This window comes from Roseobacter sp. FCG-D35 (assembly GCF_033436665.1).
Lineage (GTDB): Bacteria > Pseudomonadota > Alphaproteobacteria > Rhodobacterales > Rhodobacteraceae > JAWQFO01.
The window spans coordinates 52,853-65,886 of record NZ_JAWQFO010000005.1 but is presented as its reverse complement, the minus strand read 5'-3'; the positions used below and the strand labels follow the sequence as shown (position 1 = coordinate 65,886).

Annotated in this window: 9 protein-coding genes; all 9 read right to left on the bottom strand. The window is 67.5% G+C overall.

Annotated features, from left to right (window positions below; translation table 11 throughout):
• Position 1 precedes the first annotated feature (1 nt).
• The 9 genes from R5H30_RS13045 to R5H30_RS13005 all read right to left on the bottom strand — a co-directional run bounded on the left by R5H30_RS13045 (position 2) and on the right by R5H30_RS13005 (position 13,017).
• Positions 2–1,453 carry a DUF2252 domain-containing protein gene (locus R5H30_RS13045; RefSeq protein WP_318328855.1) on the bottom strand — a complete coding sequence of 484 codons (1,452 nt, stop codon included), beginning with the start codon at positions 1,451–1,453 and terminating at the stop codon, positions 2–4.
• Between the two features lie 72 nt (positions 1,454–1,525).
• Entirely contained in the window at positions 1,526–2,911 is a 1,386-nt protein-coding gene (gene cysG / locus R5H30_RS13040; RefSeq protein ID WP_318328853.1) for a siroheme synthase CysG, read from the bottom strand.
• Positions 2,912–2,922: 11 nt separating this feature from the next.
• Positions 2,923–3,903 carry a glycosyl transferase family protein gene (locus tag R5H30_RS13035; RefSeq protein WP_318328852.1) on the bottom strand — a complete coding sequence of 327 codons (981 nt, stop codon included), beginning with the start codon at positions 3,901–3,903 and terminating at the stop codon, positions 2,923–2,925.
• Complete coding sequence (locus R5H30_RS13030) at positions 3,900–6,515, bottom strand: molybdopterin-dependent oxidoreductase (protein ID WP_318328851.1); 2,616 nt, start codon at positions 6,513–6,515, stop codon at positions 3,900–3,902. The genes R5H30_RS13035 and R5H30_RS13030 overlap by 4 nt, the downstream gene beginning before the upstream one ends.
• Positions 6,512–6,847 carry a nitrite reductase small subunit NirD gene (nirD, locus tag R5H30_RS13025; protein WP_318328850.1) on the bottom strand — a complete coding sequence of 112 codons (336 nt, stop codon included), beginning with the start codon at positions 6,845–6,847 and terminating at the stop codon, positions 6,512–6,514. Before nirD ends, R5H30_RS13030 begins: the two co-directional genes overlap by 4 nt.
• Positions 6,844–9,285: a nitrite reductase large subunit NirB gene (nirB, locus tag R5H30_RS13020; protein ID WP_318328849.1), complete on the bottom strand. Its 2,442-nt coding sequence runs from the start codon at positions 9,283–9,285 to the stop codon at positions 6,844–6,846. Before nirB ends, nirD begins: the two co-directional genes overlap by 4 nt.
• A gap of 11 nt (positions 9,286–9,296) precedes the next feature.
• Positions 9,297–10,229: a GAF domain-containing protein gene (locus R5H30_RS13015; protein WP_318328848.1), complete on the bottom strand. Its 933-nt coding sequence runs from the start codon at positions 10,227–10,229 to the stop codon at positions 9,297–9,299.
• A complete protein-coding gene (locus R5H30_RS13010; RefSeq protein WP_318328847.1) occupies positions 10,229–11,929 on the bottom strand; it encodes an ABC transporter ATP-binding protein in 1,701 nt (566 codons plus the stop codon). The genes R5H30_RS13015 and R5H30_RS13010 overlap by 1 nt, the downstream gene beginning before the upstream one ends.
• A 5-nt stretch (positions 11,930–11,934) precedes the next feature.
• Positions 11,935–13,017, bottom strand: coding sequence for an ABC transporter permease (locus R5H30_RS13005; protein WP_318328846.1), 1,083 nt, complete (start codon positions 13,015–13,017; stop codon positions 11,935–11,937).
• Positions 13,018–13,034 lie beyond the last annotated feature (17 nt).

Genomic DNA, 13,034 nt, shown 5'->3' with positions numbered 1-13,034 from the left:
GTCAGCGATACCACTTCTGGGTCATGTCGAAGGCGCCGAGCTTCAGGTCGCGGCGGAAATACTTGTGGTCGCGCTTCAGCCGCTTGACCGCCTCGCGCCCGAACCGGACCATGTCGTCGACAAAAAGGTCGAGCGGCGTCATCGCCTCGAGAATCCGCGGCTCGATCCGATAGTCGAGCTGGCCCGCGTCATCGGACCGGGCATGCGCCTGTGCCAGGGCCTCGCCGCAGGCGTGCGCGTAGGCTTTCCACTGCTTCTTCGACAGGTCGTCCAGGTCCACATCCTCGCGGAAGGGCGCGCGCTCGCGCGAGAGGAAGCTCACGCCGTCGATCTCCACGCTGCCATAGAACACGTCACCTTCGGCGAGATGCACCGCCTGTCCGTGCGCGATCCGGTCGCCTTCCGCGCCGGCGTTGAAGTCGTTTTCGGGCACCAGCCCTTCCAGCGCCGAGCGCCGCGCGCGCTTGAACTCGACGATGATGTCGTCGGTGGCATCCGCGGACGGTCCCTCGATCAGGCAGTAGTAGCGCGGCAGGCCCAGCGAGGCCGTGCCCTGTCCGTGGCGGACGCAGACATCCTTGACCCGCAGCTCGCCGGTGCGCTGTCCCGGCTCGATCCCGTTCTGCTTGGCCACCTTGTCGATGAGCTTCTGGAACTCCTCGACGCGGCTCGAGATCGGCGTCAGCTCCGCGTTGGCCCGAAAGCCGCGCCCGGTCTCGTCAAGATAGCGATCCCGAAGCCACGCCTTCCGGCTTTCGCCGGCGCTGTCGAAGAGCTGGCGGATGATCTTGGGGCTGTTGTCGGGTCGCATCTGCTGGCTCGCGTCGCGCGCGCGCTCGGCGTAGAATCCCATCCGCGCGTGGTAGCCCTCGACGAAGCTGCGCACGATCTTCCGTTGGGTTTTGTGACCGTGGCCCGCAATCTCTTTCGAGGCAACGAGAAACCCCGTGGTCCCGCGTTTGAGGTCCCAACTGAACGGCGCGTAGATGACGTCGTCGAAATCGTTGACGCCGAAGATCGGCACGTTGTCCGCATTCGGCATGATGCCGAAATTCGTCGGATGCACGTCACCCAGAGCCAGCACCGAGGGCAGCCTTTCGTCCTCGCCGGCCATGTCGCGGTGAAACAGCAGAGAAGTGCCGCGGAAAAAGGAAAAGAGCGATCCCGCGAGCTTCTCGAACTTCTCGGTTGCCCCTTGCGCCTTCTCGTCGATGCGGACCGCGTGATCCTCGATGATGGTGTCGCGCACGTGAAGCCGCCGACGCAGCCCGCGCAACTCGGACGGGCGCATCATGCAAGGCCGGGCGACGTAATCGTTGGCCAGATCGCGGTAGGCCGAGACCCGGCTCTCGAGCTTGCGTACATTTCCCGAGCCGTCTTCGCCGGACCCCTTGCCGGTGTTGCCGGACTTGCCACGCGTTTTCGGTTTCGACTTCGCCTTCGTTTCAGCCATTTCGCCCTCCGCCTTGGTGCGGAAGAGTCAACCGCTATGTGGTCACACCGGTTCCGAGGCGCTGTGCGCGGTCTACGACGCCAGGGCGACGCTTGCCTGCTGCGCGGGCTTGGGCAGGGTCAGCATCAGGATTGCATGGCCCGAGATGCCGTGCCGTCGCAACGTTTCCGGAAGCTCGGCCAGCGCGGTGTCGAGAAGGTGTTCGCGCGGCGTGCTGACGCAGGCTGCGATCTCGACCCGCGCGTCGCCGCCGATCCCGGCGCGCAGAAGGTTGTCGCGCAGCGCCTGCGCGGCACCGACGGCCATGTACCAGGCAAGCGTGGTCCCGGGCCGCGCGTGTTCGCTCCAGTCCGGTGGAGGGTCACCGTCGCGACAGGCACCGGTGGCGAGCACGATCGTGTCAGACCGGCCGCGTTCGTTCAGCGGGTGCCCGAGGGCGGCGGCGGCGGCCGAGGCGGCGGTGACGCCCGGCACGATCTCGACCGGGATTCCCTTGGCGCGGGCGGCGGCGATTTCCTCGGTCGCGCGCCCGAAGATCGACGGGTCGCCCGATTTCAGGCGGGCGACACGCTTGCCCGATCGCGCCGCGGCGACGATCACCGCGTCGATACGCGCCTGCGGCCAGGAATGGCCGCCGACCTCCTTGCCGACGCAGACGCGCTCGGCATCTCGCCGCGCGAGTTCCAGAACGTCCGGGTCGACCAGACGGTCGTAGAAGATCACGTCGGCCTCCTGAAGACGTTCGACCGCGCGCAGCGTAAGCAGGTCGCGCGCCCCGGGACCGGCGCCGATCAGCGAGATGCAGCCTTGCGGTGTCCCGGTGTCGGTGGCCTCGCCGGCAATCACCTCTTTCAGCAGGCGTGCCGCCTCGCGTTCCGCACCGCGCTGCCATGCGGCGCGAGGTGCGCCGTCGAATACCCAGCGCCAGAACGCGCGACGCTTTTCGCGCGGCAGGCGCGCGGCGACCGCGCCCCGCAACCGTCCGGCAAGCGCCGCGTAGCCGCCGAGAGAGGGGGCCAGCATCTCCTCCACCCGCGTCTTGATCTGCCGCGCCAGCACAGGCGCCGTGCCTTCCGTACCGATGGCGACGACGACCGGGTCGCGATCGACCAGCGCCGGCGTGGTGATATCGCAAAGCTCAGGGCGGTCGACGACGTTCACAAGCGCGCCGGCCTCCTTGGCCAGCGAATGGAGCGTGGTATCGAGCGCGGGGCACCCGGTGGCGACGAAGCACATCGCGCAGTCCTCGAAGCACGCGGGCGTGATCGGGCCGGCGTGATGATCGGCGCGGCCATCGGCAACAAGGGCTGCAAGCTCGTCGTCGAGATGCGGCGCAAGCAGAACGATCCGCGCCTCGGTCTTGAGCATCAGCCGCGCCTTCTGGGCCGCCTGTTCGCCTCCGCCGGCGATCACGACCCGGCGTCCGGCGCAGCGAATGAACATCGGAAAGAACTTCACACCCGGTCTCCTCAGGCTGCAACGTGGACAGCACGATCGGCCCAGAGCCGTCGCGCCAGATCGAGGCCGCCACCGGGCGCGGCCGCGCCCCGGGCTTCGAGCGCAAGCGCGGCCGTGCCGAGAACGATGGCGGTCGCGAAGGGTTCGGTGCTTTCGCCGCGCCAGAGGCGATCGAGCGCAGCGGGGTCCTCGGTACTTTCCGAAAGGCGCCGGTGGTCGTCGCGCAGGGCCGGGTAGGCTTCTCGGAACTCGGCCCCTTCGCGCAGCCCGTAAACGGTCACGTCCTTTGCCGGGTGGCGTTCGAACTCGCCGCCGCCACCCTTGATGATCGCCAGGTTCTGCAGGCCGACGATCCGCGCCGCCTCTTGTTGCAACGGACGGTAGGCGGGGTGAAAGACGCCCTGCACCACGCAGGAGGCGTGGCCCGGGTTCATCATCCGCACCGCCGTGTTGAGGATAGACCGCAGCCCCAGGACCTCGCGAAGGCGGATGAGATCGAACACCCGGCGCGACATCGCCTCGAGCGGCAGATAGGCGATGCCGTGGTCGCGCAGCAGGGTTCCGGCCTCGTCCGGCGTTGCAGCGACAGGAATGCCGAGGCCCGGAAGGGCGTCGCGCACGCTCGCCACGGGCGTCTGGAAGGCGTTCCAGCCATGCAGCAGGACGGGCAGTCCGGCCAAGGCCACAAGCCGGGCCGAAAGCAGGAACCACGGCAGGCCCCGGGTGCGTCCGGCGGCGTAGCAGGGCCAGTCGACAGCCGGGACCGCGCCGGTCCATCCGGGCAGCACGTCGCGCAGCGCCAGCGAGAAACCGGCAAGTTCCTCCGGGGTCTCGCCGCGATAGCGCAGCACCATGAGGAAGGCGCCGATCGCCTCGGGTTCGGCCTCTCCGGTCAGGATCACGGTCATGGCCGCGTGGGCCTCGTCAACCGTCAGGCTGCGTCCGCGCGAAGGACCGCGGGCGATCGTCGCGACAAAATTGGCCAAGCTCATTCCGCCGCCTCCGGGACCTTCAGGCGCAGGATCAGCTCGGCGATCTCGGACCGGCACGAGCCGCAGCTCGTGCCCGCGCCGGTCGCCGCGCCGACACCGTCGACGGTGGTGAGGCCTCCGTCGCGGATCGCGCGGGAGATGGTGTTGATCCCGACGCCCATGCAACTGCAAAGCGTCTGACCTGGGTCTGGCATCTCGCCTCCGGGACGTCCCGCGAGAATACCGGGCGCCTCGGTGCCGAGCTGGTCGGCCACATGGCGGCGCGATACGGCGACCGGTTCGGAACCGGCGAAGAGCACCGCGACAAGCCTGCCCTCCTGATGGAAGGCGATCCGCCGCGTGCCGCGCGCGTCGTCGTCCATCGTCACGCTCTCTGCCGTGGCGCAGCCCAGAAGGTCGCGGGCGAAGGCCGTCCAGTCCGCCTTGGGTTGCGTACCCGCCAGTTCGACGCGCCAGCCCGCCGCGGTCCTGGCCCGCGCCCAATAGGCGCAGTCCGGGGTTGGCCGGACGACGCTTGCCGCGAAGCCGTACCAAGCGGCATCGTATCGGCGGATCGAGACGCGCGCGGCCTTGCTGTCGGGTTGACCCGACACCGGGTCGATGATTGCGGGCACCAGCGCGGCGATCCGTGCGGCGCTGGCGTTCTCGGCGCTCCAGTGGATCGGTGCAAAGACCTGTCCCGGTGCGACGCGGTCGGTCACAAGTACCCGCAGGATCGCCCGCCCGTGGTCGTTGGTGACCTCGAGCAGATCCGACGGCTTCGCGCCCAGCCGCGCGGCATCCGCGGGGTTCATCTCGGCAAAGGGTTCGGCAAGGTGGCCGGCAAGGCGCGCAGACTGCCCGCTGCGGGTCATCGTGTGCCACTGGTCGCGGATGCGGCCCGTGTTCAACACAAAGGGGCGCGCGGGCCAGTCCGCACTCACGCGGTCTTGCGCACTGACCGCGATCATGCGCGCCCGGCCGTCCTTGGTAAAGAACCGACCGTCGCCAAAGAAGCGACCCCCGGTCCTGCAGTCGGCCACCGGCCAGCGGACCGGGGTCATTGCGTCGTAATCAGAGCGTCCGAGACCGGCGAGACCCGAGATATCGAAATCCTTGCCCAAGCCCGCAGCCACGCCAGACAGCTCGGCATGTTCAGCGAAGATCTCGGCCGGGTGACTGTAATCGAAGGCCCGCGACCAGCCCATGCGCCGCCCGACCTCCGAGAGGATCTCCCAATCGTGCCGCGCCTGTCCCGGCGCGGGCAACGCGGGCCGCTGCCGACTGATGCAACGCTCGGAATTGGTGACCGTGCCGTCCTTTTCGCCCCAGGTCGTGGCCGGCAGCAGCACATCGGCCAGCCGCGCGGTATCGGTCTTGGCGGTGCAGTCGGAAACCACCGTGAACGCGCAGCTTGCGATCGCCGCGCGCACTGCGTCGGCTTCGGGCAGCGACACCGCCGGGTTGGTGCAGATGATCCACAGCGCCTTGATGCGCCCGTCGCGCACCGCCTCGAACATCTCCACGGCCTTGAGACCGGGGGTTTCGGGAATGGCCGGGGCGCACCAGAAGGCGCGCACGGCCTGGCGGTGAGCGGGGTTCTCGATATCGAGATGCGCGGCCAACTGGTTGGCGAGCCCGCCGACCTCGCGCCCGCCCATCGCGTTAGGCTGGCCGGTCACGCTGAACGGGCCCATGCCGGGCCGGCCGATGCGGCCCGTGGCGAGGTGGCAGTTGAGGATCGCGTTGACCTTGTCGGTGCCCTGCGCGGATTGGTTCACGCCCTGCGAATAGACCGTCACGACCTTCTCTGTGCCGATCCAGAGCCGCACGAACTGCTCGATCTCGGCGTGGCTCAGGCCGGTCGGTTCGGGATCGCTGCACAGCGCCGTCCGCACCGCCTCAGGGAAGTCGGCGACGTGCTCCAGCACGAATTCGCTGTCGACCGCGCCCCGCTTCTGGATCGCGGCAAGCAGGTGATTGAAGAGCGCCACGTCGCTGCCGGGGGTCAGCGCGAGGTGCAGATCGGCAAGGTCCGAGGTCGCCGTGACGCGCGGATCGACCGTGACGATCTTCATCTCCGGTCGCGCCGCCTTTGCCGCGGCGATGCGCTGGTAGAGCACCGGATGGCACCAGGCGAGGTTGGAGCCGACGAGCACGACGAGGTCGGCCAGTTCGAGATCCCCGTAGACGCCCGGAACCGTGTCGGTACCGAAGGCGCGCTTGTGCCCGGCGACGCTGGAGGCCATGCAGAGGCGCGAATTGGTGTCGATGTTGGCCGAGCCGATGAAGCCCTTCATCAGCTTGTTGGCGACGTAGTAGTCCTCGGTCAGCATCTGGCCCGAGACGTAGAAGGCGACGCTGTCCGGACCGTGGTCGCGGATCGCGTCGGAGAATCTCTGCGCCACGCGATCGAGCGCCGTGTCCCAGTCGGTTTCCGCGCCGTCGACAACCGGTGCCAGCAGCCGGCCGTCGAGGCCCACGGTCTCGCCCAGCGCGGCGCCCTTGGAGCACAGCCGGCCGCGGTTCGCCGGGTGATCCGGGTCGCCCTTCACCACCAGCCCGCCCGCGCCGTCGGGCGCGGCGAGAACGCCGCAGCCGACGCCGCAATAGGGGCAGGTGGTCCGGATCACGCCGCGTCCCTCTTTTCGAGGTGCTTCGGATCGATCAGGAGACGTCCCGCCTCGACGCGGATGCCGTAGGTGCCGACCGCGCCGCTGTCGGAGCCCTGCGCCTCGCCGGTGCGCAGGTCGAACACCCAGTTGTGCAGCGGGCAGGTGACCGAGTGGCCATGCACGATGCCTTCGGCCAGCGGTCCGCCACGGTGCGGGCAGGTGTTGTCGATGGCATAGACCTCATCCTCGGCGGTGCGGAACACGGCGATGCAGCCGAAGGCGGTGCGCAATACGCGCGCGCCGCGCGGGGCGATGGCCTCGAGCGGGCCGATGTCGATCCAGTTGGTCATTCCGCGGCCTCCTTCGCCACGATGGTCAGGGGCTGATAGCTCTCAGAGCGTTCCGCCGCGTGTTCGGCCCAGGGGTCTTTCTGGTAGACGCTCTGACTGATCGCGAAGCGGTCGATGAGGGCCTGACGCTCCTGCAGATCGTCGACGACACGCGCACGCACCCAGTCGAGTCCGACCTTGGCGATCCACTTGTAGGGCCGATCGAGGTACTTGGCGTTCTCGCGGTAGAGCTGGACGAAGGCCACGGTGAGGTCGATCGCCTCCTGTTCGGTCTTCGCCTTGGCCAGCGGCTCGGTCTCTTTCACGTCCATGCCCGCCGCCCCGCCGACACCAACCTCGTAGCCCGAGTCGACGCAGACCACGCCAACGTCCTTGCAGGTCGCCTCGGCGCAGTTGCGCGGACAGCCGGACACGGCGAGCTTCACCTTGTGCGGCGTCCATGAGCCCCAGAGCGCCTTTTCCAGCTTGATGCCCATCCCGGTGCTGTCCTGGGTGCCAAAGCGGCAATGGTCGGTGCCGACACAGGTCTTCACCGTGCGCAGCCCCTTGGAATAGGCGTGCCCCGACACCAGCCCGGCGCGGTTCAGGTCGGCCCAGATTGCCGGCAGGTCCTCGGACCGCACGCCCAGCAGGTCGATGCGCTGGCCGCCGGTGACCTTGACCGTGGGCACGGCATATTTCTCGGCGGCATCGGCGATGGCGCGCAACTCGGTCGGGTTGGTGATCCCGCCCCACATGCGCGGCACGACCGAGAAGGTGCCGTCTTTCTGGATATTGGCGTGCTTGCGTTCGTTGATGAACCGGCTTTGCGGGTCGTCGAGGTAGTCGAGCGGCCAGTCGGCCAGCAGGTAGAAGTTCAGCGCCGGCCGGCAGACATGGCAGCCGTCCCTGGTCTTCCAGCCAAGCTCTTGCCAGACCGCCAGTTGCGACTTCAGTTCCCTCGACTTGATCAGGCGGCGCACGTCTTCATGAGTGAGGTCGGTGCAGCCGCAAACGGGCTGCGCCGCAGGCATCTGGAAGTCGTCGCCCAGCGTGACCGCCAGAACCTGTTCCACCAGTCCGGTGCAGGTTCCGCAGGATCCGGACGCCTTGGTTTCGGCCCGCACCGCGCCGAGGTCATGCGCGCCGCCTTCGATGGCCTTGACGATCTGGCCCTTGCAAACGCCGTTGCAGCCGCAGATCTCCGCCTCAGGCGGTAAGGCTGCAACGGCCTGCAAAGGGTCCACAGGGGCACCCCCCGCGAAATTGGGCCCGAAGATCAGGGTGTCGCGCATCCCCGAGATGTCTGCGCGATCCTTGATCAACCCGAAGAACCAGTTGCCGTCCGCGGTGTCGCCATACATCACCGCGCCGATCAGGCGGTCGTTCTCGATCACCAGGCGCTTGTAGACGCCACGGGCGGGATCGCGGAACACGATGTCCTCGCGCCCGTCGCCATCCGCGAAATCGCCGGCGCTGAACAGATCGCATCCGGTCACCTTGAGTTTGGTCGAGACCTCCTTCGGAGTGAAAGCAGCCGTTGCGCCGGCCAGCGTTCCGGCGACCACCTTGGCCTGATCGTACAGCGGCGCCACAAGGCCGAAGAGCGCGCCGTTGTGTTCGACGCATTCGCCGACGGCCAGCACGTCCTCGTCCGAGGTCACCATCTGGTCGTCGACCTGGATGCCGCGGGCGACGGCAAGTCCTGCCTCCTGCGCAAGCTGCACGTTGGGCCGGATACCCACGGCCATCACCAGTAGGTCGCAGGGGATTTCCTCGCCATCCTCGAGTTGCAGCGCCCGGACGCGGCCGTTTTCCCCGAGGATCTGTTTCGAGTTCGTCTGGCAGCGGATCTCGATCCCGCGATGCATGAGCGCCTTGCGCAAAAGATAGCCCGCCGCTTCGTCGAGCTGGCGTTCCATCAGGTGCCCGGCGAGGTGCACCACCGTCACCTCCATGCCGCGCATCCTGAGCCCCGCCGCCGCCTCGAGCCCCAGAAGCCCGCCGCCGATGACGACCGCGCGCGCGCCGGGGGTGCCGGAGGCGTCGATCATCGCCTGCGTATCCTCGAGGTCGCGGTAGGCGATAACGCCGTCGAGGTCGTGTCCCGGCATCGGGATAATGAACGGGTTCGACCCGGTGCCGAACAGAAGCTTGTCGTAGGACAGCGTATCGCCGTTCTCGGCGGTCACGGTTTTCGCAGCCCGGTCGATGGCAACGACCTTCTCGCCGAAGCGACAGGTGACGCCTTGCGCGGCGTACCAGTCGGCGTCGTGAATGACGATTTCCTCGTAGGACTTCTCGCCCGAAAGCACCGGTGACAGCATGATGCGGTTGTAGTTTCCGCGCGGCTCGGCGTTGAAAAGTGTAACCTCGTAGGTGCCGGGCGCGGTCTCGAAGAGATGTTCCAGCGCCCGTCCAGTGGCCATGCCTGCGCCGATGACGATGAGTTTCTGCATGTCGGGGCTCCTCAGCAGTACCAGGCGACGACATGCGCCAGTTCGCCCCTCTGGTAGATCGGCAGGGCGGTCATAGCGTCGTACCCAGCGCAGAGGCCCGGTGCGCCGGTCTCGAGCACCGGCAGCCCGGTGCCGAGGACCTTGCCAATGGACCCCTGCCATGCGGAGACCCGGCGTTCCGTTTCGGCGTCCCAGAGCGCCCCGTCGCGGGCGCAGATGCCGTCGACGAGAACCGCGTCGTTCTTGCTGCCGACCTTCGCCGCGCGCGCGTCCCAGATCTCGAAGCGCCGCGCCAGCGGCGTGCCGCGCGCCGAAAGCAGCGTCAGCACGAAAGTCTTGCCGCCCGGCACCGGCACCGGAACGCCGAGACCGTTGGTCAGGCCTGCCTTCCCTGCGCTTTCGGCACGGATGAAGCGGTAGCCCGATCCGAGATCGCGCATCATCACCGGGGTCTCGGCGGCCCAGACGCCGCCCGGCAGACCTTGCCCACGCGGAAACTGGGTGTGCTGGCTGACCCATTCGAAGTGTTTCGCGGCGCCGTAGTAGCCGTCGTCCAGCGTCAGCAGACCGTCCGCTTCGGACCAGACCTCGATTGCCCCGGTGCGGGTCTCGTCGTCGCCGCAGAGCGTGACGAGAACGGCCTTCAGCGTCGCTCCGTCGAAGACCGGCACCGCGACGGCGCTGGTCAGGCCCGCGGCATGCGCCGCCTCGGTCCGCTTGAAGTAGGAGCCTTCGAAGCCCTTCAGGACCACCGGCCGCGCCTCGGCCCAGGCCTTGCCGGGCAGGCCCTCGCCCCTCGCAAAGCTCTCCTGCCCCGACACGGCGGCGAAGTCTTCGAGCGCGCCGTAGCTGCCAGCCCCCAGCACCAGCCGGTCGCCGTCCGGCACCCAGACCTCGGTCACTTCGATGAAGGTGCGGACAGGCAGATCGAGAACGGTATCCATCATGCGGCCTCCTGCGTTTTCGTGCCGTCTTCTGGACGGTCGGGCGTGTCGGATTTCGGCTTGGCGCCGTGTTCGTATTCCTCGAGGAAATCGAGCACCTGTTCGCGGTAGGCGTAGTAATCGGGATGCTCGAGCAGCGCCTTGCGGGTGCGCGGGCGCGGCAGGTCGACGTTGACGATGCGCCCGATCGTGGCCTGCGGCCCGTTGGTCATCATCACCACCCGGTCGGCCAGCAGGATCGCCTCGTCGACGTCGTGCGTGACGCAGATCGCCGTCACCTTGGTGCGGGACCAGACCTCCATCAGCACCTCCTGCAACTCCCAGCGCGTCAGGCTGTCGAGCATGCCGAAAGGCTCGTCGAGCAGCAGCAGCTTGGGCGAGAGGGCAAAGGCCCGCGCGATGCCGACGCGCTGCTTCATCCCGTTCGACAGCGACGACGCCGCTTTGTCCATGCTGTCGGCAAGTCCGACACGTTCGAGGTAGTATTCGACGACCTCCTGCCGCTCGCCCTGCGAGGCGCGCGGATAGACCTTGTCGACGCCGATAGCGACGTTCTCTTTGGCGGTGAGCCAGGGAAAGAGGTTGGGCGACTGGAAGACGACGGCACGCTCCGGGTCCGCACCCTCGACCTCGTACCCGTCGAGCTTGATGACGCCTTTCGAGATCTCGTTGAGCCCCGCCGCCATGGTCAGCACCGTGGACTTTCCGCAGCCGGAATGACCGATCAGCGAGATGAACTCGCCCCGGTCCACCTTGAGGTCGAAATCCTCGACCACGGTGAGTGGTCCTTTCGGTGTCGGGTAGACCTTGTGGATCTGGCTGAAGTCGAGAAAACGGTTCTCGATCATCCCTTCCTGCGCCGCCGCGACGGCCTTCGGCACGCCGTGGATCGGGGTCACGTCGGGCAGCTTGCGGGTCTCTTCGATCTTCGCCTCGATCCCCACGTCCATCAGGTATGTCGTCACCGCGGCGCGCAGTTTCTTGAACCCTTCGTCGTGGTTCATCTCCATCCGGTCGCGCGGTCGTGGCAGGTCGACGGAAAACGCCGTGCCCAGCGTGCCGTCCGGGTTCAGCGGGATGATCCGGTCGGCCATGATGATGGCCTCGTCGACATCGTTGGTGATCAGGATCACGGTCTTCTTGTCGGTCTCCCAGATCTCGAGGATCTCGTCGGCAAGCTTGGCCCTTGTGAGCGCGTCGAGCGCCGACAGCGGCTCGTCGAGCAGCAGTAGTTCCGGCGACATCGCAAGCGCACGCGCCACGGCGACGCGCTGGCGCATCCCGCCCGAGAGTTCCGCCGGGCGGCGACCCGCCGCGTGCGACAGCCCGACCATGTCGATGTAGTGATCCGCCTTGGCCTGCTTCTCGGCCTTGGCCAGTTTCGGAAACACCGCCTCGACCGCCAGCATCACGTTGCCGCGCACGGTGAGCCAGGGCATCAGCGAGTAGGACTGGAAGACCAGCCCGCGCTCGGGCCCCGGTTCGGTCACCGGCGCGCCCTTGAAGGAGACGGTGCCGCTGTCTGGCTGATCGAGACCGGCGATCAGATTCATGATCGTGGTCTTGCCCGAGCCGGAGAAGCCGAGGATGGCGAGAAACTCGCCTTCGCGCACGTCGAGGTCGATCCCCTTGAGCACTTCGGTACAGGCAAGGCCTTCGCCGTAGCCCTTCGAGACATTGCTGAGTTCGAGAATACCCATGGTGCTCACCGGTTGGCCGAGAAGGTGAAGAGCGATTGCAGCGCGTACATCACCCGGTCGAGCAGAAAGCCGATGATCCCGATCGTCAGCACCGCGACCATGATCCGCGCCAGCGACGAGGACGATCCGTTCTGGAACTCGTCCCAGACGAACTTGCCGAGGCCGGGGTTCTGAGCGAGCATCTCTGCCGCGATCAGGACCATCCAGCCGACGCCGAGCGACAGGCGCAGGCCGGTGAAGATCAAGGGCAGGGCCGAGGGCAGTACCAGCTTGGTGATCTTCGACCAGGTGTTCATCTTGAGCACCTTCGAGACATTCACGAGATCGCGGTCGATCGAAGCCACGCCCAGCGCGGTGTTGATCAGCGTCGGCCAGAGCGAGCAGAGCGTGACCGTGATCGCCGAGACGAGGAACGACTTGGCGAATAGCCCGTCGTTGGTGACGTAGACCGCCGAGACGACCATCGTGACGATGGGCAGCCAGGCAAGCGGCGAGACCGGCTTGAAGATCTGGATCAGCGGATTGAGGGCCGCGTTGGCCGTGGCCGAAAGGCCGGCCAGGATGCCCAGCGGCACGGCGACGACGGTGGCGATCAGAAAGCCGAAGAAGACCGTTCGGATCGAGGTCCAGATCTGGTCGTAGTAGCTGGGTGCGCCGGTGTAGGCGACCTCCTTGACCTCGTCCGCGCGCCCGGCGTCGATCAGGCGCTGGTTGCGCTTGTCGACCTGGGCCTGGAACTTCGCCTTGCGCTCGGACTTCGACACGGCGTCCTGGTGAAGGTTCACCGCTTCGTGCCAGACCTGCGCCGGGCCGGGAATGGCGCCGAGCGAGGTCTGAACGGTCGGGGCCAGCGTGCCCCAGAGCAGAAGGAAGCCCGCGATTGCCAGCAAAGGCACGCCCAGGAGCTGCCAGAGGCTGCGCATCTGCGCGGCCGGATTGTCCCCGGCGGCGGCCTTGAGGATCGGCGTGATCCAGGCGAGGCCCAGCACCTGGAACCAGGCATCGGCCTTGTTGATGCGGGTGAATAGCCGCGCGCGGCGCGCGTCCTTGAGCTGGGCGTCGGAGATGGCCGGATCGATGGCGGTCATGTCATGGCTCCTGGCGG

Coding starts and splice junctions, on each gene's coding strand:
- R5H30_RS13005 (WP_318328846.1), bottom strand. CDS start 13,017: ATGACCGCCATCGATCCGGCCATCTCCGACGCCCAGCTCAAGGACGCG.
- R5H30_RS13015 (WP_318328848.1), bottom strand. CDS start 10,229: ATGGATACCGTTCTCGATCTGCCTGTCCGCACCTTCATCGAAGTGACC.
- R5H30_RS13035 (WP_318328852.1), bottom strand. CDS start 3,903: ATGAGCTTGGCCAATTTTGTCGCGACGATCGCCCGCGGTCCTTCGCGC.
- R5H30_RS13045 (WP_318328855.1), bottom strand. CDS start 1,453: ATGGCTGAAACGAAGGCGAAGTCGAAACCGAAAACGCGTGGCAAGTCC.
- nirB (WP_318328849.1), bottom strand. CDS start 9,285: ATGCAGAAACTCATCGTCATCGGCGCAGGCATGGCCACTGGACGGGCG.
- R5H30_RS13010 (WP_318328847.1), bottom strand. CDS start 11,929: ATGGGTATTCTCGAACTCAGCAATGTCTCGAAGGGCTACGGCGAAGGC.
- nirD (WP_318328850.1), bottom strand. CDS start 6,847: ATGACCAACTGGATCGACATCGGCCCGCTCGAGGCCATCGCCCCGCGC.